General features: G+C 34.8%; 22 protein-coding genes and 1 pseudogene. 3 read left to right on the top strand and 20 right to left on the bottom strand.

Going from position 1 to position 23,852, the window contains the following annotated elements:
* Positions 1-64: 64 nt before the first annotated feature.
* Complete coding sequence (locus NLJ82_RS03140) at positions 65-991, top strand: DMT family transporter (protein WP_001066053.1); 927 nt, start codon at positions 65-67, stop codon at positions 989-991.
* A 115-nt stretch (positions 992-1,106) separates the two neighbouring features.
* Positions 1,107-1,631 carry a DUF4871 domain-containing protein gene (locus tag NLJ82_RS03135; protein WP_000719653.1) on the top strand — a complete coding sequence of 175 codons (525 nt, stop codon included), beginning with the start codon at positions 1,107-1,109 and terminating at the stop codon, positions 1,629-1,631.
* Positions 1,632-1,924: 293 nt separating this feature from the next.
* On the opposite strand, the gene NLJ82_RS03130 is transcribed toward NLJ82_RS03135, so the two are convergent.
* The 20 genes and pseudogenes from NLJ82_RS03130 to NLJ82_RS03040 all read right to left on the bottom strand — a co-directional run bounded on the left by NLJ82_RS03130 (position 1,925) and on the right by NLJ82_RS03040 (position 22,294).
* On the bottom strand, positions 1,925-3,124 hold the full coding sequence (locus tag NLJ82_RS03130) for an NAD(P)-dependent malic enzyme (protein ID WP_000892423.1): 1,200 nt from the start codon (positions 3,122-3,124) through the stop codon (positions 1,925-1,927).
* A gap of 59 nt (positions 3,125-3,183) precedes the next feature.
* Positions 3,184-4,530 (bottom strand): 2-hydroxycarboxylate transporter family protein, encoded by a 1,347-nt coding sequence (locus tag NLJ82_RS03125; protein ID WP_000512726.1) that lies wholly within the window; start codon positions 4,528-4,530, stop codon positions 3,184-3,186.
* A gap of 122 nt (positions 4,531-4,652) precedes the next feature.
* Entirely contained in the window at positions 4,653-5,360 is a 708-nt protein-coding gene (locus tag NLJ82_RS03120; protein ID WP_000598677.1) for a response regulator, read from the bottom strand.
* A complete protein-coding gene (locus NLJ82_RS03115) occupies positions 5,357-6,958 on the bottom strand; it encodes a sensor histidine kinase (protein WP_000746403.1) in 1,602 nt (533 codons plus the stop codon). The genes NLJ82_RS03120 and NLJ82_RS03115 overlap by 4 nt, the downstream gene beginning before the upstream one ends.
* Before the next feature lie 78 nt (positions 6,959-7,036).
* Complete coding sequence (locus NLJ82_RS28865; protein WP_434088027.1) at positions 7,037-7,855, bottom strand: methyl-accepting chemotaxis protein; 819 nt, start codon at positions 7,853-7,855, stop codon at positions 7,037-7,039.
* A gap of 120 nt (positions 7,856-7,975) precedes the next feature.
* A pseudogene (locus NLJ82_RS28860) lies at positions 7,976-8,989 on the bottom strand (HAMP domain-containing protein); the annotation flags it as partial.
* A 266-nt stretch (positions 8,990-9,255) separates the two neighbouring features.
* The gene (locus NLJ82_RS03105) at positions 9,256-10,005 is read right to left on the bottom strand and encodes a C39 family peptidase (RefSeq protein WP_000621158.1); all 750 of its coding nucleotides are present in this window, start codon (positions 10,003-10,005) and stop codon (positions 9,256-9,258) included.
* 13 nt (positions 10,006-10,018) lie between these two features.
* Positions 10,019-10,840 (bottom strand): hypothetical protein, encoded by an 822-nt coding sequence (locus NLJ82_RS03100; RefSeq protein WP_000728571.1) that lies wholly within the window; start codon positions 10,838-10,840, stop codon positions 10,019-10,021.
* A gap of 222 nt (positions 10,841-11,062) precedes the next feature.
* A complete protein-coding gene (locus NLJ82_RS03095; RefSeq protein ID WP_000486862.1) occupies positions 11,063-12,298 on the bottom strand; it encodes a sensor histidine kinase in 1,236 nt (411 codons plus the stop codon).
* A gap of 11 nt (positions 12,299-12,309) precedes the next feature.
* On the bottom strand, positions 12,310-12,981 hold the full coding sequence (locus NLJ82_RS03090; RefSeq protein WP_001238631.1) for a response regulator transcription factor: 672 nt from the start codon (positions 12,979-12,981) through the stop codon (positions 12,310-12,312).
* A gap of 212 nt (positions 12,982-13,193) precedes the next feature.
* Positions 13,194-13,898, bottom strand: coding sequence for a metallophosphoesterase family protein (locus tag NLJ82_RS03085; protein WP_000821958.1), 705 nt, complete (start codon positions 13,896-13,898; stop codon positions 13,194-13,196).
* A 400-nt stretch (positions 13,899-14,298) separates the two neighbouring features.
* Positions 14,299-15,675 carry an ABC transporter substrate-binding protein gene (locus NLJ82_RS03080; RefSeq protein ID WP_001055008.1) on the bottom strand — a complete coding sequence of 459 codons (1,377 nt, stop codon included), beginning with the start codon at positions 15,673-15,675 and terminating at the stop codon, positions 14,299-14,301.
* 21 nt (positions 15,676-15,696) lie between these two features.
* Positions 15,697-16,518: a carbohydrate ABC transporter permease gene (locus tag NLJ82_RS03075; protein ID WP_000635932.1), complete on the bottom strand. Its 822-nt coding sequence runs from the start codon at positions 16,516-16,518 to the stop codon at positions 15,697-15,699.
* The gene (locus NLJ82_RS03070) at positions 16,515-17,447 is read right to left on the bottom strand and encodes a carbohydrate ABC transporter permease (protein WP_000573565.1); all 933 of its coding nucleotides are present in this window, start codon (positions 17,445-17,447) and stop codon (positions 16,515-16,517) included. Before NLJ82_RS03070 ends, NLJ82_RS03075 begins: the two co-directional genes overlap by 4 nt.
* Positions 17,447-18,544 (bottom strand): ABC transporter ATP-binding protein, encoded by a 1,098-nt coding sequence (locus tag NLJ82_RS03065; RefSeq protein ID WP_000571386.1) that lies wholly within the window; start codon positions 18,542-18,544, stop codon positions 17,447-17,449. The genes NLJ82_RS03070 and NLJ82_RS03065 overlap by 1 nt, the downstream gene beginning before the upstream one ends.
* Complete coding sequence (locus NLJ82_RS03060; protein ID WP_000472009.1) at positions 18,541-19,107, bottom strand: glycerol-3-phosphate responsive antiterminator; 567 nt, start codon at positions 19,105-19,107, stop codon at positions 18,541-18,543. Before NLJ82_RS03060 ends, NLJ82_RS03065 begins: the two co-directional genes overlap by 4 nt.
* A gap of 307 nt (positions 19,108-19,414) precedes the next feature.
* Positions 19,415-20,023, bottom strand: coding sequence for a GNAT family N-acetyltransferase (locus NLJ82_RS03055; RefSeq protein WP_000878392.1), 609 nt, complete (start codon positions 20,021-20,023; stop codon positions 19,415-19,417).
* Between the two features lie 219 nt (positions 20,024-20,242).
* A complete protein-coding gene (locus tag NLJ82_RS03050) occupies positions 20,243-21,115 on the bottom strand; it encodes an ankyrin repeat domain-containing protein (RefSeq protein ID WP_000287348.1) in 873 nt (290 codons plus the stop codon).
* A gap of 289 nt (positions 21,116-21,404) precedes the next feature.
* Positions 21,405-21,908: a nitrous oxide reductase accessory protein NosL gene (locus tag NLJ82_RS03045; protein WP_001259404.1), complete on the bottom strand. Its 504-nt coding sequence runs from the start codon at positions 21,906-21,908 to the stop codon at positions 21,405-21,407.
* A gap of 131 nt (positions 21,909-22,039) precedes the next feature.
* Entirely contained in the window at positions 22,040-22,294 is a 255-nt protein-coding gene (locus NLJ82_RS03040; protein ID WP_000857644.1) for a hypothetical protein, read from the bottom strand.
* Positions 22,295-22,546: 252 nt separating this feature from the next.
* On the opposite strand from NLJ82_RS03040, the gene NLJ82_RS03035 reads away from it, so the two are divergent.
* Entirely contained in the window at positions 22,547-23,851 is a 1,305-nt protein-coding gene (locus NLJ82_RS03035; protein ID WP_000880454.1) for a CitMHS family transporter, read from the top strand.
* The last annotated feature ends 1 nt before the right edge of the window (position 23,852 follow it).

The following is a 23,852-nucleotide window of genomic DNA, read 5'->3' as shown; positions in this document are numbered from 1 at the left end:
ATATATAATTCCTTTTATCATGTCACACATAAAAAATCAAATACTCGAGAGGAGATGCATGATTATGAACAATAGTAGACGGATTGGACTCATTATGATTATTACAGGAGCTACCTTATGGGGATTATCTGGCCCGATGATTCAGTGGCTATTTCAACATACTAACGTATCATCAATTGATTTTTTAACAATTCGATTGCTGCTTGCGGGAATATTTATTTTATCTTTTTTACTGATAAAGAAACAAAACATTTTTCAAATTTGGAAACACACTAGACATTCTATACAACTTATTATTTTCTCTATTCTCGGCATGCTCGGTGCACAATACGCCTTTATCGAAACAGTTCATATTAGTAATGCGGTCACAGCGACATTATTTCAATTTCTAGGTCCTGTTCTTATTACCATTTATGTCGCATTTGAACAACGAAAATTCCCTGCTTATATGCAACTACTCGCCATTATAACTGCACTCACGGGAACGTACTTTATTATTACAAACGGTTCAATTGAAAATATTGTTTTATCGAAAGAAGCCATTATTTTTGGCCTATTAACAGCAATTGGATTTGCATTTTATACCCTCCATCCAGCTTCCCTTATTAAAGAATGCGGAACAACTGTAGTAATTGGCTGGGGAATGTTAATTGGCGGCATTGCCCTGCTTATTTGTAATCGCTCGTTTGAATGGGATCAGCTTTCACAAACTTTTACACTAAAAACTTTTTCTATACTTATTCTTATCATCATAAGTGGCACCCTTTCTTTTCTTCTTTATATCGGTAGTCTGAAATATTTAGCAGCAACAGAAACGAGCATTTTATCTAGCATTGAACCACTTGTAGCAGCTATCGTTTCAATCGCTTGGCTAAATGAATCATTTGGAGCGTATCAATTACTAGGCGGCGTATGTATCGTTCTTTCTGTTATTTTCTTAACGATGCCTCAAAAAGAACGAGAACCAACCTTTTCAACTGAACAAATATAAAAAATGTCAAAAGAGGTCGTACAAAACTTACGACCTCTTTTTATACTTTAAAGGAATTGTCCCTCTTTCTGGCAAATACAATTACACTAACAGTAAAAATTAGGAGTGTGACACCATGAAAAAAATTGGAACTATGCTACTTTTCTCCTTTCTCATCGCTGGATGCTCGCAATTGCAGCCTGATTCAGAAGCACCTAAAAAAGAAGCTATCGCCACGTCATCCACCCAAGTTAATGCACCTTCCTTCTTTCATCTTAGCGTTTTAAAAGATGTAAATTGGGAAGAAACACCCTCCTTCATACAAGAAAAAACACCTTTAAAAGGTATCGAAGAAAAAATCGCAATGGCTGATAGCCCTATTATCGCAAATGAAAAAAATGAAATCATGTGGTACTTTTTAGATTCTGAAATGCCAGCTGGAAAACTATCTATTATCGCACTAAAGCAAGGATCAGTAACGCCAACACCCGTACTCTTTCAAAAAGAAACTTCCAAACCAAATTGGACTACTTCAAATACAATTGATTCCACTACACACGAACTCCCTCTCACTATGTCACTACCTTCATCTGGATTATGGGTATTAAACATATATGTAAATGAAAAATATTATGATCAGTTTGTAATCACCGCTGAGTAAAGTGACAAAACTAAAACACTTTCTTACAACAATGTAATTTCTACGTCATATACTTCGATAGTTTAAGTATCTCTCTTCTCTTATACTTAAAGTAAGAAATGAAACGAGGAGAGATGAGAGATGAAAAAAGTGATAGAAGTGATCGTAGCAGTAACTGAGGTTTTAGTAAATGGTAAACAAGTTGCAATGGAATTAAATAAATAATAAGGAAACATAAATAATGTTACACTTCTCCATTATTTTGATTTCTTATCTCAAAAAAGCAGTGCCTTTTTAGGCACTGCTTTTAGCTATTAATAACTTGGTATTTTCGTAATTTGCGTCACGCCTGAATCAATAGCTGCCTTCGCCACAGCTTCAGCAACACTTGGAACAACTCTTTTATCTAATGGATTCGGGATTACATAATTCGCATTACGTTCTTCGTCCGTAATGATGTTAGCGATCCCATATGCTGCCGCTAATTTCATTTCTTCTGTAATATCAGTCGCGCGCACATCTAACGCACCGCGGAATATTCCTGGAAACGCCAATACATTATTTACTTGATTCGCATAATCCGAACGCCCAGTTCCAACAACAGCTGCCCCAGCCTCTAATGCATCCTCAGGGAAAATTTCTGGAATTGGATTCGCCATAGCGAACACAATTGCTTTCTCATTCATCGTCTGTACAAGTTCTTTCGTTAATACGTTAGGAGCAGATACACCGATAAAGATATCAGCTTGATGAATTGCTTCTTTTAACGTTCCACGCACATGTTCTCGATTTGTCTTCTTTGAAACCTCAATTTGTGCTTCGTTCATCCATGTTTCACCTTCACAAACAATACCTTCTAGGCTAACTAGCGTAATGTGCTTTGCACCAGCCTTTAATAATAATTTTCCAATTGCAATTCCTGCCGAACCCGCACCGTTAATAACGATTTTCACATTATCCATTTGTTTGCTAACAACTTTTAATGCATTAATAACAGCTGCTAAAACGACAATAGCTGTTCCATGTTGATCATCATGGAATACAGGAATATTCGTTTCTTCTTTTAATCGTTTTTCAATTTCAAAACAACGCGGTGCTGCAATATCTTCTAAATTAATCCCTGCAAATGTAGGCTCTAAATTTTTTACAAGGGTAACGATTTCATCTACATCCGTTGTGCCTAAACATAATGGGAAAGCATCTACATTCGCAAACTTCTTAAACAAAATACTTTTTCCTTCCATAACAGGCATAGCTGCTTTCGGTCCAATGTTTCCTAAACCGAGTACCGCTGTTCCATCTGAGACAACTGCCACCATATTACCACGTGCTGTATAGTCATACACCGTTTCTTCATCTGCCGCAATTGCTTTACAAGACTCCGCTACACCTGGTGTATACGTCAGGCTTAAATCATCCGCTGAATTTACTTCTACTTTACTTGTAATTTCAATTTTCCCTACTAATTCTTTATGCAATAACAATGATCTTTCATTAATTTGATTCTCTAACATACTTATAATCTCCCCTTAATTTGACAAGCTAGCTATATGAATATAGCTAGCTTGTTTGATCATGAAAACATTTTTAATAATATTGTCGCCGTTACAACCATTGCCGCTCCGCCTAAACGAGTCGAAATTTGCGCGAACGGCATTAATTCCATACGATTTGAAGCCGATAAAATAGCAACATCTCCAGTTCCACCTAAACCACTATGGCATCCAGTTACAATTGCTGATTCAACCGGATACATCTTCATCACTTTCCCTACAAGGAAACCTGATGCTACCATTGTAAGAACAACTGATGCGCACACGACAACATATCCCACTGAAAGAACTGCTGCTACGTCTTTTAGCGGAATATATAGTAATCCTAGTCCAACCATTAAAGGCCAAGTTAAATTCTTCGAAATGAATTTATATAGATGGAATGCTCCTTGCTCCATTTTTGCTGGCATTAATTTAAAGTATTTCACAAGTGCTGCTGAGAAGATCATAATGATTGCCCCAGGAATACCGATGAACTTAGAAGCAAATCCTCCGAAGATGAAGAACGTACACGCAATTAATAAACCTGCTCCCATTAATGAGAAGTCAATTGGCTTCTCTGTATTTTGTTCTTTTAATAACTCGGCTTGATTGTCTGTTTTTACTAATACACCGTTACCACTAAGCTCCGGTTTCTTCTCACCTAAACGCTTCATATACCCTGCACTCACGATAGCGAACATATTTCCAATAATAGCCGCTGGAATAAGCTGTGATACAAATGTTGCTGATGATTCATTTAAAATATCACTATAAGCTAGCGACAATGGTAAAATCCCTTCCCCGATACCACCACTCACAATTGGTACGATGATAAAGAAGAATGTTTGCTTCATTTCAAATCCAAATAGTGAACCGACCAATAATCCTACTACTACAGAAGCTAACGTCCCTACCACTAAAGGTATAAACATACGAACGAAACCTTGCACTAATACTTTACGATTCATTCCTAAAATACTTCCGACTACTAAACAAGAAATATATAAATATAAAAAGTTCGATTTTTTCATTAACATAGTCGCAGCTTCCATTGAAGCTGGATTCATCCAGTTAAAAAATACAAGTAATGATGGAATAAACAACGAAAGTATTGCTGGACCACCGATATTTTTTAAAATTGGAATTCTCATCCCAATGTCTCCTAAGAAAATACCCATAATCATAATAACTGCAAATCCACCAATCATATCTGCTGGCAATTTATTATATACAGATGCCCCATAAATAATAGCAGCCAATACTACATATAACGGTAAAGGTATAACACCGATTTTCACATTCATAATTTTAGAAGCGAAAGATTCTCTTTGTACTTCATTTCCTTCAGAAAATGATACCGCTTCCACATTCTTTTGAATTCCCATATGGCACCCCCTTGTTTTCTTAATAACAATATTAAAACGCTTTCAATAGTAAAAATAGTTTTTGTAAGTTTTGTAATTGATTTTGTAATTAAAAAAAGTATAAGCGACTTATAATAAGTCGCTTATACGTAAAACTCTATTTTATTTTGGTCAATACATCTTAATTTACTCACCGGTCTCCCTACATGTTGATACACCATTTCGTTTTCTAACACTCCAATTTCTGTCAAAAACATTACATACTTTCGAATAGAAACTCTTGAAACACCAACTAATTGCGCCATTTCATCTGTTGTAAACGCTCGTCCATTCAACGACTCGATCTTCTTCCAAATTAATTGCATCGTTTGCTTCGTTAATCCTTTCGGAAGCTCTTTCATGACAGTAGGTTCTCTTTTTTCTTTTTGCAAAATTAACGAATCTAATTCCGATTGACTAATTTTTTGTTGTTCTTTCATGAAAGTAAGTTTTTCTCGATATATAGTTAATGCTTCTTTAAATCGTTCAAATGTAAATGGTTTAATTAAATAATCTACTACGCCATATTGTAATGCTTTTTTAATACTCCCCATATCATGTACAGCTGAAATCATCATAATATCGATTTCTTTTTCTTGGTTCCGAATATACATTAAAAGCTCAAATCCAGTCTCTTCAGGCATAAAAATATCAAGTAATACTAAATCTACTCGTGATTCCTCTAATACTTCTATCGCCGATTTTACCGAATTCACTGCTTGAACAAGTTCAAACCCTCCTACTTGCTCTAAATAATGCGTATTTAACATCGCTACCATCGGGTCATCTTCTACAATTAAAACTTTAATCATATTTGCCTCTCATCCCTACCTTTAGGTATTTCAATTGTTATCGTTGTTCCCTTTCCTACTAATGAATACACATGAATTTCCCCATTTATTCGCTGTATACTTTCTTTTACAAGATACAAACCATAACCACGGTTATCCCCCTTTGTGGAATAACCTTTCGTAAATAATGCCCCTATTTCTTCTTGTATACCTTTTCCCGTATCTTGTACTGTAATGATTAGTGTATCCCCATATTGTATCTCAACTTCAACTTGCTTCTTTTCACAATTCGTCACTGCCTCTAATGCATTATCAATTAAATTTCCGACAATCGTAATTAGTTCATGAGTAATACTTTCATCCGCTATTTCTGGCATATAAGAATCTTCACTTATAATTAATTTTATATTTTTCTCTCTAGCATAGCTAAGTTTCCCAAGTAAAAAACCAGCAAATACTGGACTTTTTATTCTTTTCATAATCCCACCAATTTCATATTGATGCTCTGATACCATACCGCTTATATATTTCTGTAATTCTTCATACTGCTTCATATGTGTAAGCCCTAATACGACATGCATTTTATTCATAAATTCATGCGATTGTGCCCGTAATGCTTCCGCATATAATCTAATACCAGTTAATTCTTCTGCTAATTTTCTAATCTCTGTTTTATCACGAAATGTTGCAATTGCGCCAACTATTTCTCCTTTTACATATAAAGGAACACGATTCGTCACAATTGTAATTCCATAAATATTTTGTTCTTCGTTTAATTGTACTTCTCCCGTTTGTAATACTTCTTTTATACGTGAATTAGGCATATATAACTCAACATCTTTACCGATAAAATCTTCTTCTAATCCACTTTTCTTAAACAATCGTTTTGCCTCATTATTTATTAAAGTTACATTGGCCTCTTTATCTACAGCAATAATACCTTCCTTTACAGATTGTAACATCGTATTTCTTTCTTCAAGAATTTTCGCTATCCTGTGAGGTTCAAGACCGAATAAACTTTTCTTTATATGTCTAGCTAGCAATATTGCTCCTATAATTCCGACTAGTACTCCAACTCCGACACCAATATAAATGATATGTCTACTTTCCTTAACTCTCTCTTTTACATTATCTGCTGAAATACCAACGGCCACCGCTCCAAGCTGTTCACCTGTTTCAGAAAATACAGGTACAAACACTCGCATTGAAATACCTAAAGTTCCTTCTGCCAGCGATACATGTTCCTTTCCTTTCAATGCAGGCCCTTCATCTCCCCCAATAAAATGATGACCTATTTTTTGAGGATTTGGATGTGATTTTCTTATTCCATTCATGTCCATAACTACAATAAATTGAACACCTGTGTTTTTTAATATTCTATTTGTATACGTTTGGATTGCAGCAGTATCCGCTTTCCCAATTAAACCATCGATTACAATCGAATCATTCGCCACAATGTGTGCAATTGTTTTTGCTTTCTCTGCTTGGCTATCCTCCGTTGTCCGTTCTACATTATGACTAATTAATATATCTGTCACAAGTAAAGAAAAAATTACAACAGTACAAACTAACAATGTAATCGTTTTCCATAAATTCCATAGTCTTTTTCTTTTTTTCATCCCGTTAATGACTCCCCTAATTGCTGAATAGAAAAATAAGTAAGGTGATATTATTTTCACCTTACTTATCTGCTGTTATTATACTTTAAATTTACTAGTCATCGCTTGTAGTTCTTCGGCCATCTCAGCTAAGTTGTGTGAAGCTGAACTAATTTCTTCCATTGAATTCACTTGTTCTTCTGTTGAAGCAGCAACACTTTGCATACTAGCTGTATTTTCTTCTGCAGCCGCTGCAATTTCATCAATAGCATTTGTCACTTCATTTGCATCTCCAGCAATTCTCTTCGTTGTTTCTACCATTTGATTAACTTGAGAAACAATGTGTGTAGTAGAACTTAAAATTTCCGTAAAACTTACTTTCGTTTTTGTTACAACATCAAGTCCTTGTTGAACTTCCCCATTCACATTATCCATCGCCTTAACAGTATGTTCAATATCGGCCTTAATTTCTGCAATTAAATTCGCGATTTCTCCAGATGATTCTCCTGATTGCTCCGCTAGTTTTCTAACCTCATCTGCTACAATAGCAAACCCTCGGCCCTGTTCACCTGCTCTTGCTGCTTCAATAGCCGCATTTAAAGCTAAAAGGTTCGTTTGAGTAGCGATATTTTGAATTGCTTCAGAAATAGCCCCTACCTGCTTGGATTTCTCATCAAGAAGTTTAATAATGGCATCTGACTCGGATACCGACCTAGAAATAGACTGCATTTGTTTTGCTGTCTGCTCAACCAATTCTTCCCCTTCTTCAGCTCTTTCTCTCGCATGCAATGAGGAAATAGAAATTGATTCTGCACTTCCAGTTACATCTTGAATTGCTATATTTACTTGTTGTAATGTAGCCGCACCTTCTTCAACACCTTGACTTTGTGATTCAGCCCCACCTGATACTTGTTCCATTGCAATTGTAATTTGATCTGTCGCATCATTTGCTTGCTGTACGCTCGCTGTTAACTCTTCAGCCGATGCAGCGACATGTTCTGCTGAAAAACTAATTTGAGTAATCACATCTTGTAAAGAGGCAGACATTTCATTAAAGGAATTCCCTAATTTCCCTATGTCATCCTTGGAATGGATTGTAATTTTCTCTGTTAAATCTCCCTTACTAATTTTGTGTGCCGAGTCAGCTATTTTTCTTAATGGTCTTGTAATAGACTTTGTAATGAAATAAATTAATACACTACCAAATACAATAGCGATAGCAATAACAATAAAAGTCTTATAAAATACTGGATTCGCAGCTTGGGTAATTTCTTCATCAAACATAACTCCAACTACTTTCCAGCCCGTTTTCTCATTTGTTGCAAAGATTAAATTCTTTTTATCATCTTGTTCTGTATAAGAGACATTTCCTTGTTTTTCTTCATAAATCGGTTTAATCCAAGGGTCAGTAACTTTTGCACCTGGTTTTCTAGATGGATGACTAACAATTTGCTTATTTTGATCTAAAATAACTGCATAACCTTTTTCACCAATGTTAATCATTTTGGAAATTTTCAAGATGTTATCTAGATTTAAGTTAATTCCTATAACACCTTTACCATCTTTTACTTCTTTTGCAATTGTCACTACCATATTTTTTGTAGATGCTGATTGATATGGTGCAGTAACAATTACTTTCCCTTTATTTTCATGTGCTTCTTTATACCAAGATCTATCTGTTGGATTATACCCATCATCCATTTTGATAAATGGTTCTCTTATAAACTTTCCTGTCTGCGTTCCAATATAAATACCTTCTACTTCTGGATGAAGTTTTATATATTGCGCTAACTTTGTTCTTACTATTTCTTCTTGTCCGTTTGGATATGTATCCTCTGTTAAGATGTCTGCAAAGTATGCTGCATCAACAAATTTCTCTTCTATATTTTGAGAAATAACAGTATTTAAAATCGAAATGTTTTCCTTTGCTTTACCTGTGATTTGTTGTTCAAAATTTGTTTTGGCAGTTTGATATGAAACACCACCGATAATAAGTCCTGGTATAGTTAAAATTAGAAAAAATGAAATAATTAATTTTTTCTTGATACTCATACATTTAACCCAGTTAAATATTTTTTGCATAATAAGCCTCCTTTATGGAATGTGGATACTTGTGTAATTTTATACAAGTAAAATATATAAAACAATATATAATGATAACATGTAATATTTTCGTCAATTATGCATTTTTACATATTCACTACTTCTAAAGATGTAATCATAAAAAATAAGAGAACTTCAGCTTATATAATAGGCTAAAGTTCTCTTATTTCTTAATAAAAAAACCACCAACACTCCTCTTATAATTCCTTACTAATTCATTTAGAGCTTTTCACATAGCTAATCGCCTGACTCCCCATTTGCACCCATGCCTTTTCAAAACTTTCTCTCGGTACTTTTACATCTAAACTTTCATTAAGAGGATCTCGAATATATACAAACTCCTTATCATATCCAATAAGTACTACACAATGTTCATTATACGTAATAGAAACATCTCCACTATTTGTTTCCCATGTAGTAAATTCATCTTTATCTAATGGCGCAAATGTTGCATTCGTAATCATGACTACCGGTTGTCCTGATTTTACACTCTTATAAAGCTCTTCTATACTCTTCCCTGTTAAGTCCACAGCTTTGTTAGGTAAATACTTTTTCGCTAATTGAAAAAGTGGTCCATGATATACACCATATCCTGATTCAGAAAAGGTATAAATATTTCCTACAAATCCTTCATTCGGATTCCCACGTACACCATCGTTCATAAAATCAACTTTCTTTATTTCGTTTGCTAATTTCATCTTATCCACTGTAATACCTGCGTATTGTAACACCATCGCTAAGCTCGTCACTTCACAGCCTCTATCTAACTCTGGTAACTGCTGAATGAAAGGTACATTTGATAAGATGACCTTTTCACCATTATTACTAAACTCCGCTTCTTTTTCACTTTGTATATTGAAGAATGTTAACTTTTCCATATACTTTGTAATTCCATTTGTATATACATTCCATACTGCTATAGCTAGTAATGCTATACATATATACCACTTAAACCTTCGTATCACTCTCACGCCTTTCTTAGTTCGTTAAATAAGAATAAAACGCGTCAGCATCCGTGCGAATCACCGGTACAAAATTTAGTTCTTTTCCTTTTTCAGGCTGATCTTTTTTTATTTTTTCTGCTAGTTCTTGAACGTTCCTATTCGTTTTATCGATATTAAGCTCATCTGCCATTTGTAACACCTTTTGTTCATTAATTTCACTTAATACTTGATATATATCTTTACCATATAAATCAATATGATATTTTTTTGCCTCTTCTTGCACTTTTTGTTCGTATACTTCTTGTGCTAACTCTTCTATCTCTTTTCCTTTTTGTGAAATACCTAACTTCCCTGCTTCCTCTCTTACTTTCGTTCCATAGATTTCTTCCGCAATGTCCTCTATTTCTTTTCCATTTGTTGAAATACCTAATTTATCCGCTTCATCGCTAATTTTAATCGTATTAATTTGAGTAATCAAATTTACAATTGATGTGTTTTCTATTGATAGGCCTAGCTTTAACGCTTCTTGCTTCACTTTTGTTTCATAGATTTCTTCTGAAAGAGTTCCAACGTCTTTTCCTTCAATCGAAATTCCTAACTGTTCTGCTTCCCTTCCTACTTCCGTCTCATGGATTTCTTTTTCTAGCGTAATTTGTTCTTTCCCTGCCGTTTCAATCCCTAAATTCTCCGCCTTTTCTTCTGTATGCACAGCATGTATCTTTCCATTGTTTAATTGTTCTTTGCTGCGCTGTGTGTAATCTGTCTTTCCTTTTGATGTTTCAGAAGGAGAGGCACCCCCTAATATACTTAAACTCATTACTCCAATAGTGAATACCATCATCATTTTCTTTTTCAAAATTAATTCCTCCCTCTTACAACTTCTTTTCCATCATGCCCATAAATTTTTTAATACTATACATAATCGAAATAACATTCTGATTGATATAATCTGCTCAAACACCTTTTTATAATCGCTTCTTCATGCGGCGAACTTTCCGTATAGAATACATGTTAAAAATAGTTTCTTAACTTTCCCTTAAAAAAAGACGACCTTGTAAAAACAAGATCGTCTTCTCACTTATATTCTTTGGTGTTTAGGGAAAATCACTTCAAAACAAGTGCCCTCTTCCCATTTGCTCTCTACTGATATTTTTCCGTAATGTTTCTCTACAATCCAATTTGCGATTGAAAGACCTAATCCAGCTCCTTCTGACGTACTTCTTGCTTTATCCCCTTGATAAAAACGATCAAATAATTTCGGAATATCTTCTTCTTTCACTCCTATCCCGTCATCTTTCACCTGTATACGAATTGAACTACTCGTTTGCGTGCAATTGATTTGAATATGACCGCCTTCGTTCGTATACTTCATCGCATTATCTAACAGTATGACCATCATTTGATGAATCCGCTCTCTATCACCCATAAAAGATACGCCACGTTCTACTTTTAATATCATTTCTTTTTCTTGATAAGAAGCAATCTCCTTATATGGAGCTACTATTTCTTCTAACAATTTATCGAGTTCAAATGTTTTCTTATCCATCTCAATTTGATTAGAATCAGAGCGTGCTAGCAATAATAAATTACTAACGAGTTTTGATAACCGCCTACATTCTTTTGAAATTGTAGAAATATCCATCGCTTTTTCTTCTATCGTAGCGGATGGTGACTGGAATAAAACATCCGTTTTTGATTGAATAACTGCAAGCGGTGTCCTTAGTTCATGTGACGCATCAGAAACGAATTGCTGCTGTTTTTCCCATGAATTTTGAATAGGTACGAGTGCCCTACCAGCTAGGAAAAAGCCGATACCGATTGCACAGAGGCTTCCTATGCTACAACCTATAGTAAGAATTAGAAATAAAGTATTTAACATTTCTTCTTCAGCTGTTATATCGCGTACGATTTGAACTATTTTTCCATCTTGTTGAAATACAAACGTCCTAAAATATAGTCCTTGCACTTCTATATCTTGCAAAATCCCTAATTTCTTTGGCGAAAACTTTTCCAAATTGTCTTCAAAGATAATACGACGTTTACCGTTTTCAACACCTATCTCCACTGTGTTTCCTATCCAAGTTAACTCCATTATCCTTGGATCCCCAATTGGAGGATATCCCCTAATTTTTTTAGGTAGTTTTTTATCATCTGCATTCTTTCTATGTTGAACGGCTTTTTCTATCGATTCATTTACTCCACTATAAATACGCTTATATGTGTAAGAATAAATGATACTACCTAATACGCCTATCAAAATGATAAATACTAATGAATTCAATATAGTCAATCGAATGCGCGTCTTCTGAAACATACTTCCCTTTTTCATTGTTCTTTTAATATATATCCAATACCTCGAACGGTTTGAATATCTTTCTGATAACCGAATGGCTCTAATTTTTTACGTAAATGATGTACATACACTTCTACAATTGCCACTGTCGTATCTGAATCAAATCCCCAAACACGATCAAAAATTTGTTCCCTCATTAAAATCTTTCCGCTATTTTGAACAAGGTACTCTAGAAGCTCATATTGTTTTAATGTTAGCTTCATACTTTGTCCATCTACTTGAACATCTTTATCTTTTCCGAACAGTTCAATCCCTTTATATCGAATAGTCTGCTTTGTTGTTAAATTACCACTTCTGCGTAGTAAAGCACGAATTCTCGCTTTTAACTCTGGAGCCTGAAATGGCTTAACGATATAGTCATCTCCACCAAAGTCCAATCCCTTCACCCGATCTTCTAAAGAATCTCTCGCTGTTAAAAACAGGATTGGTGTTTCAATCTTTTCATCACGTATTCTTTGAATTACTTCAAAACCATCCATCTCTGGCATCATCACATCAAGCAAAATTGCATCATATATATTTTGTAACGCTAGAAATAACCCCTCTTCTCCATTCAATGCTGTATCTACTTCAAATTCGTCGCGTAATATTTGGACAATAGACTCTAATAAGGAAGCATTATCTTCTACTACGAGTAAGCGCATATTCTCACCTTCCACCATATCATTCAATTCTATTTATAATCACATTCCTGCTTTTCCTAACAAAAGAATATAATCATATTTTGTAACTTCATTTTTAATTCGTTCTTTCTACACTTTTTCTTGATATAGAATTTTAAAGATTAATTATAAAAACTCTTCCTTAAATTTTGCTTAATAAAAAGTTGAAAGAAATAAGATTCTCCTTATCTCTTTCAACTTTTTATTACGTACACCTTTTTACTCGGCAATTCTAAACAATTTAGCTGGCCGCCATATACAGCACCGCCATCAATTCCAATAATTCGATTACTACCAAAATACACGCCGCAATTCTCACTACCGTGAAGCGTTTTTGTTTCCGTATGACCAAATACAACAACCTTTTCACCGCTATATCCATTATGAAACTCATTACGGATCCACATTAACGTATATGGTTCACATTCAGAAACCCGTTTCAATGGCTCAACACCAGCATGTACAAATATATACTTTTCTGTTTCAATGTAATGATCTAATTCTTGAATAAACTTTACATGTTCTTCTAAAACATGCGATTGTAAAATCGGTTTTTGGAAGTCTTCCTCATTAACTACAATATCTTCTTCTACAAATCCATAGCTGTATAAAGTCTTATCTCCACCGTTTCTTTTTACCCAATGGTTCCATGAACGTTCCTCATCAGTCGTTAACGCCTTAATCATCATATCTTCATGATTTCCCTTTAGAACGAGGGCTCCATCTTCTTTTAACTCTTTTACCCTTTCAATTACTGCACGTGCATTTGGACCACGATCTACATAATCCCCTAATAAAATTAGTTGATCCTTTTTTGCATCGTATTGAGCTTCTTCTAATAACTGTTCGAACTTTTCTATTTCGCCATGAATATCACTAATAACAAGAATTCTTTTCATATTATCACCCCTCTTTCTAATTATAATTCAAAACGACAGAAACTTCAGAATTGTATTTTAAAACCGTATTTATTACAGATACAACGATTATCCTTACAACAATGTAAGTCTCTTGTCATTCAATTCGATAGTTGCAATTGCTATATTTCCTTATACTAAAAGTAAGAAATGAAACAAAAAACAAGGAGAGATGAGAAATGAAAAAAGTGATGGAAGTTTTAGTAGCAGTGGCAGAGGTTTTCGTAAATGGTAAACAAGTTGCAATGGAGTTAAACAAATAATGAAAAGGACAAGATTCATTCTAGACCCTTTACTCATATAAAAGAGATAAGACTTCTTCATTTTTTTGATCCCTTATCTCCTAAAGAAAGCCGTATCCTTTTTCGGATACGGCTTTCTCTTATTTTTGACTCGTACGAGCTGAAATGCTAATTGCTCTATCTGTCGCTTTGGCAGCTTCATCTAACGCTTCTTTACTATTCTTTCCGTCATACATTGCTTCTAATGCTTTTACAACTGCATCTCGTGATTCTGGGAATACACTAATTAAAGCACCTTGTGTTGCTGGAGATTGTTTCGTCGCTTGCAATTGATCTACTGTTACTTTTAACTGTGGATATTTTTCATATTGCTCTTTTACTAATGGTTCATTATATGCATCTGGATTAATAGAGAAATAACCTGTTGCAGTATGCCATTTTGCTTGTACGTCTGACTTCGTTAAATATTTCATAAAGTCCCAAGCACCTTGTTGTGTTTCTTCTGAAACCATATTCGTCATCCATAATGATGCTCCTCCAATAACAACACCATTTTGTTTCGAATCCTCTGGATATGGAATATATGACACGCCTACATTAAACTTAGATGCATCAATTAAGTCGCGAACACCAGCTGAAGAATCTAAATACATAGCAACTTGTCCAGACTGGAACGCGGCACGAATATCATCCCAACTTGCTCCATACTTTCCTAGTGCACCAGCTTTATTTAACTCATCTAGCATCCCAAATACTTTCTGTCCTTCTTTACCGTTAAATACAGCTTTCTTTGCAGCATCTTTACGACCATTTTCATTATCTACATATAAAGCGCCTTGTGTCGCTAACAATTCTTCAAAGAACCAACCATAATTCAGCATTGAAAATCCATATTGTTTTACATTTCCGCCTTCTTTAATCGTTAACTTTTTCGCTGCTTCTTGCAATTCCGCATATGTTTTTGGAGCTTTCTCTGGATCTAAGCCCGCCTTTGCGAAAGCATCTTTATTATAAATTAATACTGGTGTAGATGAATTAAATGGCATAGAATACATTTTTCCATCAACTGAATAATAATTTGTAATTGCTTTTTCCAGCTTTGAAGTATCGTACTTATCTTTTTTTATCCAACTATCAATTGGCGTAATCTTTTTACTATCAATCATATATTTTGTTGTAATTTCACTCGACTGAACAAGAGCTGGCGCTTCTTTCGTAGCAGACATCGTTCTAAATTTCGTTAAAGACTCTTCATATGTCCCTTGGAACTCTGGCTTTATCTCGTATTTATTTTGTGACTTATTATAGTCCGCAACAAGTCCCTCTAATACCCCTTGTGTTTTTCCACCCATCGCGTGCCAAAAACGAATTACCGTTTTATCACCATTCTTTTCAACTGGCGCTACTTTTGCCTGTGCTTCAGGTTTCTCCTCCGTTTTACTAGTTGAACAAGCGGCACTAGATAATGCCATTGTTGCTGCCATTAATAGAGCAGCACCTTTTTTAACTAAATTCATTTTACATTCACCTTCTTTTCGTTATTTAATTGCACCTTTTGTTAACCCTTGTTGTAATTGCTTTTGCCCTACAAATAGTAAAATTAATGTTGGAATTACAATAACCGTAACACCTGCCATTACGCTTCCCCAATCAGTTGCAACTTCTTGAGACTGAAGCTGCTTCACACCAATTTGGACTGTTCTTACCTTTTCATCAGTGGTCACTAAAAGTGGCCATAAGTACATATTCCATGTTGTTAAAAAACTATATACGCCAAGCGTAATAAAACTCGTTTTACAATACGGAATTACAACGCTGAACAAAAATCTTACATTTCCAATCCCTTCAATAAAAGCAGCTTCTTTCAGTTCATTCGGAAGTGTCATAAAATGTTGGCGTAACAAGAAAATACCGAAAGCTGTTGCAAAAAACGGCACTGTCATCCCAGCGAAACTATTGATCCAGCCAAAGTTTTGAATCGTTAAAAAGTTAGGTACCATCGTCGCTTCCCACGGAATAAGCATCGTTGAAATAAACAGGAAAAAAATAAGATTTCTTCCCTTAAACTGAAGAAAGACGAAAGCATACGCCGCTAAGCTTGACACGATAAGTTGTCCAATCATAACAACTGTCGATACAACTAAGCTGTTATATAAATATGTAAAAAGTGGTACTTTCTGAAAAATATTAATGAAATTATCAAAAGTAAATTGAGTTGGAAATATCCTTCTCATTTGAATATCGTCTGGTGTCATAAAGCTTATTAAAAACGCATACAGCACAGGAAAAAATACCATTACTGCACTAATTATGAGCAGCATGTATAGCAGGAAATTTTGTTTCCACTGTTTAACGATCATTTATAATGCACCTTTCTCTCAGCAAACTTAAATTGAAGTAATGTAGCAATGAAAATGAAAACAAATAGTACCATCGCTTGTGCACTTGCTGTCCCAAATTGATGATTCACAAATGCCTCTTTATAAATCGAATATACAATTAAATTTGTTGCATCATTCGGTCCACCGTGCGTTAAAATATCAATCTGTCCAAAGCTTTGGAACGCACTAATTAACGTTACTGTCACGATAAAGAATAAAGTTGGTGATAACATCGGTAATGTAACACGACGAAGCTTATATAAATAGCTAGCACCATCTATAGATGCACTCTCATATAAAGACGTATCAATGTTTTGTAAACCACCTAATATAACTAAAAATGCAAATCCTGTATTCACCCAAACCGTTGTAACTGATACAGAGAATAGTGCCCAGTCCGGACTCGTTAACCATGCAATTGCAGGAAGATTCATAGAAGCTAATATATTATTGAATAACCCGACACTTGGATGAAATAAAAATAACCAAATCACTGCACTAGCAGCTACTGATATTCCCATTGTGGAAGAAAATAACACACGGAATACCCCAATACCTCTTACTTTTCCATTTGCAATCAATGCAAGAAATAAAGCGAGTATAATACTCGTAGGCACTGTATATACAACAAATAATAAAGTTGACTTTATGCTTTTGTAGAAAGCAGGATCAGAAAATAAGTATTGATAATTTTCTAAGCCAACGAAAAGATTAGCTTCTCCGTGTATATCTGTTAAATAAAAGCTATAGTAAATCGTCCTAAATAATGGATAAAAAAGAAAAATCGAGAACAATAAAATAGATGGCGCTAAAAATAATAATCCTATTCTTAAATCTTTCGTTCTACTCCATAAATTCTTCTTTTTTGCCACCTTTGCTTGGGCTGGTAACTTGCCTACTTCAATCATTATTTCGCCACCACTTTCAACTCTTCTTCAGCTACCACTTTTAATCGTTCATTCGTATTTTGATGAAAGAAGCATAACTTATCTTGTGAGAATAATAATTTTACTTTGTCACCTTTGTTCAGGATTAGCTGTCCAATGACTTTTGCACTCCAAGTTGTTCCATTTATTGCGAAGTTTAATATAGATTCGTTGCCTAATACTTCTACAGATTGCAATGTAACTTCTTGTCCTTCCTCAGACAGGGCAATATGCTCAGGACGCATGCCTATGCGAATTATTCCTTCTGGTAATTGCTTTAACTGTCCAATAGATAACGGAATTTGCAATTGCCCTATATGTAATACACCTTTTTCTTTGTTTACTTCTCCATCATTTATATTCATCGAAGGAGACCCTATAAAACTTGCAACAAATTCATTTGCTGGTTCGTTATAGATGTCAAGCGGTGTTCCAACTTGCTGTATGCTTCCTTTATTTAAAACCATGATGCGATCTCCCATAGTCATCGCCTCTATTTGATCATGAGTAACGTAAATCATTGTAATTCCTAAACGCTGCTGAATTTCTCTAATTTCAATTCTCATTTGCGCACGTAATTTCGCGTCTAAATTCGAAAGTGGTTCATCCATTAAACAAATCGGTGCTTGGCTCACAATCGCTCTAGCAAGCGCAACACGCTGTCTTTGTCCACCTGATAATTGACCTGGTTTCATTTTCACATACTCTTTCAGCCCTACCATTTCAATAGCTTCCATTAATCTCTTTTGCCGCTCTTCTTTTTGTACTTTCCTTACCTTAAGTCCAAATAAAATATTTTCTTCTACAGATAAGTGTGGGTATAGTGCATAATTTTGAAATACCATTGATAGATTACGATCTTTCGGCTCTAAATCATTTGCAACACGTTCATTAATAATTAAATCCCCCGAAGAAATTTCTTCTAGGCCAGCGATCATTCGTAATAATGTGCTTTTCCCACATCCTGAAGGCCCAACTAAAACAAAAAACTCACCCTTTTTAATGTGAACCGATACCCCCTTAACCGCTGTCTCTTCTGCATTTTTATATACCTTTGAAACATTTTTCAATTCAATCACAAAGTTGCACTCCTTTTTTCTTCTTGTATCCATACTTCATAATGACTCGTTGAAATTGCACTTGCACCTGCACGAATAGCAATTTCCGCATCTTCTCGTGTTTGAATCAGTCCGCCTGCAATGATAGGAAATTCTATTTCCTCCGCTAACTGCTTAATAATGGAAGGCATAATACCAGGCATAATCTCTACTGCATTCGGTTTAGTCGTTTTACAATTTTCAATTGATTTTGTAAGAGATAAAGTATCGACAATAAAAATACGTTGGATCGTTTTTAATCCAATTTTATTGGCATTTCGAATTGTCGATCCTTTTGTTGAAATAATACCTTGTGCTCCGATAACGTCTTGAATATACAAAAGTGCTTCCTCTGTATTCGTATTTAAACCTTGTATAAAATCACAATGAAGAAAGACATCATGTCCATGTTTCTGTAATTCATATACACGCTCTGGTAACTCCAGCATTGAACCCGTCATAAGAAAAACTGTTTTCGGTAATTTTTTGTATGTGTTGTATCCTTTCCAATCCTTTATCATCGCAATATAAGGTTCTTTAAACATTCATTCCACCTAGCTTTTCTGTTTTTATCCAAACTAAAAACACCTACTTACATAGAACACCTTTCTCCTTATTTGAACTCTAGGGAATAGAGCACACCTAAGAAAGTGGCACGTTATATGTAAGCGGGTGTTCTCAAATGTTCTCTACCCTAGTTATTTTGTTACCTTTACTATAGTATGCATTTATTAAGTCAGTTTTGATAGATTGTTAATTAGCTGTTAATCGAATGTTAATATTCACCATATTTTCTTAACATTAATCTAGATATACGAATAACCCCCAACAGCAAACAACTATCTTTAAAATTTAAGTAATATGCAAATTCATTCCATAGTTAATCAATTTTAGTTTTCTCGCAACTTCTTGTGAGGCATAATTATCCCAAGAAGTACTATAAAGTGAAATGCGGTTTTCTTCTTGTATTGATATCGCCCAGGCTGTAACAACATCAGTACCATACCCATTCCCTTGAAACTCCGCTAAAGTTTCCACACTCGCCTCAGCAGCTACAGGTGTACTCCTAGCACTGCAACATATAGAAACTACCTTTTCATTTTTTACAATTGCAAAGTAAGGTTGCCTCCACTCCATCTGTTCTATTAGATTAGGAAAATTTTCTCGCAAAAGCTCTTTATTCTTCTCTGTTATCTGTATTGTTCTAGTTGGCTTATGTAAATTATTAGAGAACATGAAAGCAGGGCCCATCCAAATATTTTTTACTGTTCTTTCTTCATTTAATACATGGATAATCTTTGCTATCTCTATATGATTTGAAGGTTCTCGAATTAATTTCTCAATCTTACCTACCGTTTCATCATCCAGATCACAATGATATCTCGTTATACTCCCTTCACGAGTTCTGCCAAGAAAACAGCGTGGTGCTTTCGGATTTCCTTGTTCATTTACATATTTCATTTTTCCTACTTAATTATGAACAAATAAAACCTCTACCTGAATTGCTAGTAAATCAAGTTCTGAGAGCCTCATTTATATTCTCCTTAGTTACTCCATATACCATTCATAATCTATTTTTCATGTCCAAAACAAAAATCCCATTTACATACACATTACTGAATCCATCATACTCAATGACTTCTTCATTCTGTCTATCTAAATGGGATTATTTCATACTTGTTATTCTACCGGTTGCGGTTGTGGCTGTACTACTTCATTCGCTCCAGCTACCCTCAACATATTTGCAATATCTTTAAAACCTCTTTTTTCAGCATATTGCAGTGGCGTAATATTTTCCTTATTGGCCATATTTACATCTGCCCCGTGGTCAATAAGCATTTGAATTACTTTCTTATGATTTTCACTACCATTTCCTAATACAATTGCTTCTACTAAAGCTGTTCCACCACGAGCATTTTTATAATTGACATCAATATCTGTATGCTCTAACAATTCTTTTACGACCTCTACATGGCCACGCTCAGATGCAGAAATAAGTGCTGTTCCACCTGACTTAGTCGTTTCTTTCGTATTAACTCCTGCATTAATTAATACTTTTACAATATCCGTATAGCCTTCTCTACTCGCATAAAGAAGTGGATTACTTTGTTTCTCATCTTTAATTTCAATATTAGCACCTGCACCAATTAATGCTTTCACTGTCTCTACATGATTTTGGTACGTTGCTGCAAGGACAGGTGTTTCTCCGTTGTCACCTTCTACATTTATATTCGCTCCATCTTGGATCAACTTCATAGCTGTTTCTGTATCTCCAAGAGTGGCAGAAAGTAGCAACTGTTTGTCCATTAAATTTATACTTTTTTCTTCTTTAGATTCTTCCTGTTCTTTATGCTTCTCTTTTTTCTTTTCATTTTTCACATGAACCGGTTTCGATTCTGGCTCTTCTTGCTTATCGCAAGCTACTACCGTCATTAAAAGTCCTAATAACATACATAATAAAATTTTTTGTTTTCTCACAACTACAGCTCCTATGAAAGATAATGTTTTCTTAACCATTCCTCCATCACATACAATAACTCTTCTTGAGTACATTTATCCATAAGCCCTTTATATTCCTTCTTTAATCGGATTATCTTAAACTTATACTATGTTTCTCAACCTATTGGCATGATACGCCTGCTGGCCTCATCATTAACATTATGAAGCAATTAGTTTAGCACGATTTTACCGCATTTGTATACATTTCTAAAAAGTACATAGATGATTGCTTTAGGTCACTACATTCCATTGTAACCGTTCTTCTAAAAATTTTACACCTTTTCTATATTTGCACCTGAATAATACTAGAAAAAGACAACTATGCAGTTGTCTTTTTCTAGTATTAATGATGCCCACCGTGATTTCCCTTTTTCGTGTTCCCCATCATTTCTTTATTCATTTCCCATTTATGCTCTGCTAGCTCTTTATACGAGAGAACTTTCCCCTTATAGTTAGATACAAAGCTCTCTGCATCTTTTTTGTTTTTAAATGAAATGACATTATAAGCCATTGGTGTTGTAATTGTTTTATCATATACATAAGTAGCGTCTTCTAACGAAACCCAATCTTTCGAATCATAATCTCGAACAAATTTTTCTTTCGTCTTTTCACCTGGATTAATCTCCATCCATTTATACATACAACCGATATCATCAAACTTTAATGCTTTTCCATTTTCTAAAATGATTTCTGTTGCAAATTGATTATCCATTACCCCAATTTGGCAAATATCACACTTATCATGCTTCTCATCAATTGCCACAGCCTCCGCTTGTTTCTTACCACATCCTACAATTGTAAACACAAAGAATAAGCATATAGCAAGCATCACATACTTTGTTCTCATTGTATTTCCTCCCTAACCGTATCTTCTACAAGGAGCATATCAAAAACTTGTGTGCGATTTGTGAAAAAATGATGTGTCTTTTGTAATATATGGAACAAAAAAGATGTGTAGTCCTCTCTACACACCTCTCATCATTCACAACCTGTAATTACTAAATCATCTTCTATTTTAATTAATAATGTATCTGTATGAATTTGCTGCCCAACAACTACATTTACTAATCTTATATTTCCACTGATGCCGACTGCAACCTTTTCAAGTTCACCGTTATTTTTTCGGATCATCATTAATTTTTCCCACTCATATACGTAAGAAGATTCATTAACAAAAATCTCTTCTACTTTTCCTTCATAAGAACTACAAATCTCTTCCATTCTTGTTTTCATATAAAATCTACTCCCTATTTCACACTTCAATATTGTCATCTTATTCTACCATTCTTATGGAGAGCAGCTTACTTTTTAAAAATTCAAATTAACTCCCGTGAACAAAATGACCAAAATAAAAATTATGCTTCTAATGATGTTATTTTTCAAATTATTTACCATTCAGATAGATGCTTTTATGATAAACAAAAAACCTTTTTCTGAATTTTTATTTTATTTTGAAAGCGCAATCATTTTTGAGGGGGAGATTACATGTTAGCACTACTTGGATTTGCAATGGTATTTGTCTTTATGTTTTTAATTATGACAAAACGTATGTCAGCACTAGTAGCATTAATATTAATTCCAATTACGTTCGCATTAATTGGAGGCTTTTATGCAAACATGGGACCTATGATGTTAGAGGGCATTCAAAAACTAGCACCTACTGGTATTATGCTTATGTTTGCTATTTTATATTTTGGAATTATGATTGATAGCGGTTTATTTGATCCTGTCATTAGTAGGATTTTGAAATTTGTAAAAGGAGATCCTTTAAAAATTGTTGTTGGTACAGCGATTCTTACAATTATCGTTTCATTAGATGGGGATGGAACGACAACGTATATGATTACTGTTTCCGCAATGTACCCACTATATAAACGCCTTGGAATGAATCCACTTATATTAGCTGGGGTTGTTATGTTAGGTGCAGGCGTGACAAATCTTACACCGTGGGGTGGACCGACAGCTCGTGTTATGAGTGCACTTGGACTAGACGCATCAGAGCTCTTTACACCACTTATACCAGGAATGATTGCTGGTGCACTTTGGGTAGTTTTCGTTGCTTACTATCTTGGAAAAAAAGAAAGAAAACGTTTAGGAATTATGGATATACAATATTTAAAACAAATGCAAACAACAGATGAGCAAGCTGCAACAGTAGAAGCTGCTGTTCATAAGCGCCCTAAACTTCTATGGATTAACTTTTTATTAACTGCTACCTTACTTGTCTGTCTTATACTAGAAGTTATGCCATTACCTGTTTTATTTACAATCGCTTTCGCTATTGCTGTTATGATTAACTATCCGAACTTAGAGCAACAGAAAGAGCGTATTGCTTCTCACGCAGGAAACGTATTAGCAGTTGTTTCTCTCGTATTTGCCGCTGGGATTTTCACCGGGATTTTATCAGGAACAAAAATGGTAGATGCAATGGCTAAAAGTGTAGTAACTCTTATACCAGACGCTCTTGGACCACAACTACCAATTATTACAGCCCTTCTTAGCATGCCATTCACATTTTTCATGTCCAATGATGCATTTTATTTCGGTGTACTACCTATTTTAACGAAAGCTGCTGCTACTTATGGAATTAGTGCGGCTGAAATGGGACGTGCTTCCTTACTCGGGCAACCTGTTCACTTATTAAGTCCTCTTGTCGCATCCACTTATTTATTAGTCGGCATGGCCAAAGTTGATTTTGGTGAACATCAACGCTTCACTTTATTGTGGGCAGTTGGAACGACAATGGTAATGTTGATTACTGGAATTTTAATTGGGGTTATTCCAATATAAA

Source organism: Bacillus paranthracis (genome assembly GCF_024296885.1).
Lineage (GTDB): Bacteria > Bacillota > Bacilli > Bacillales > Bacillaceae_G > Bacillus_A > Bacillus_A paranthracis.
This window is presented reverse-complemented; position numbering and strand designations above follow the sequence as displayed.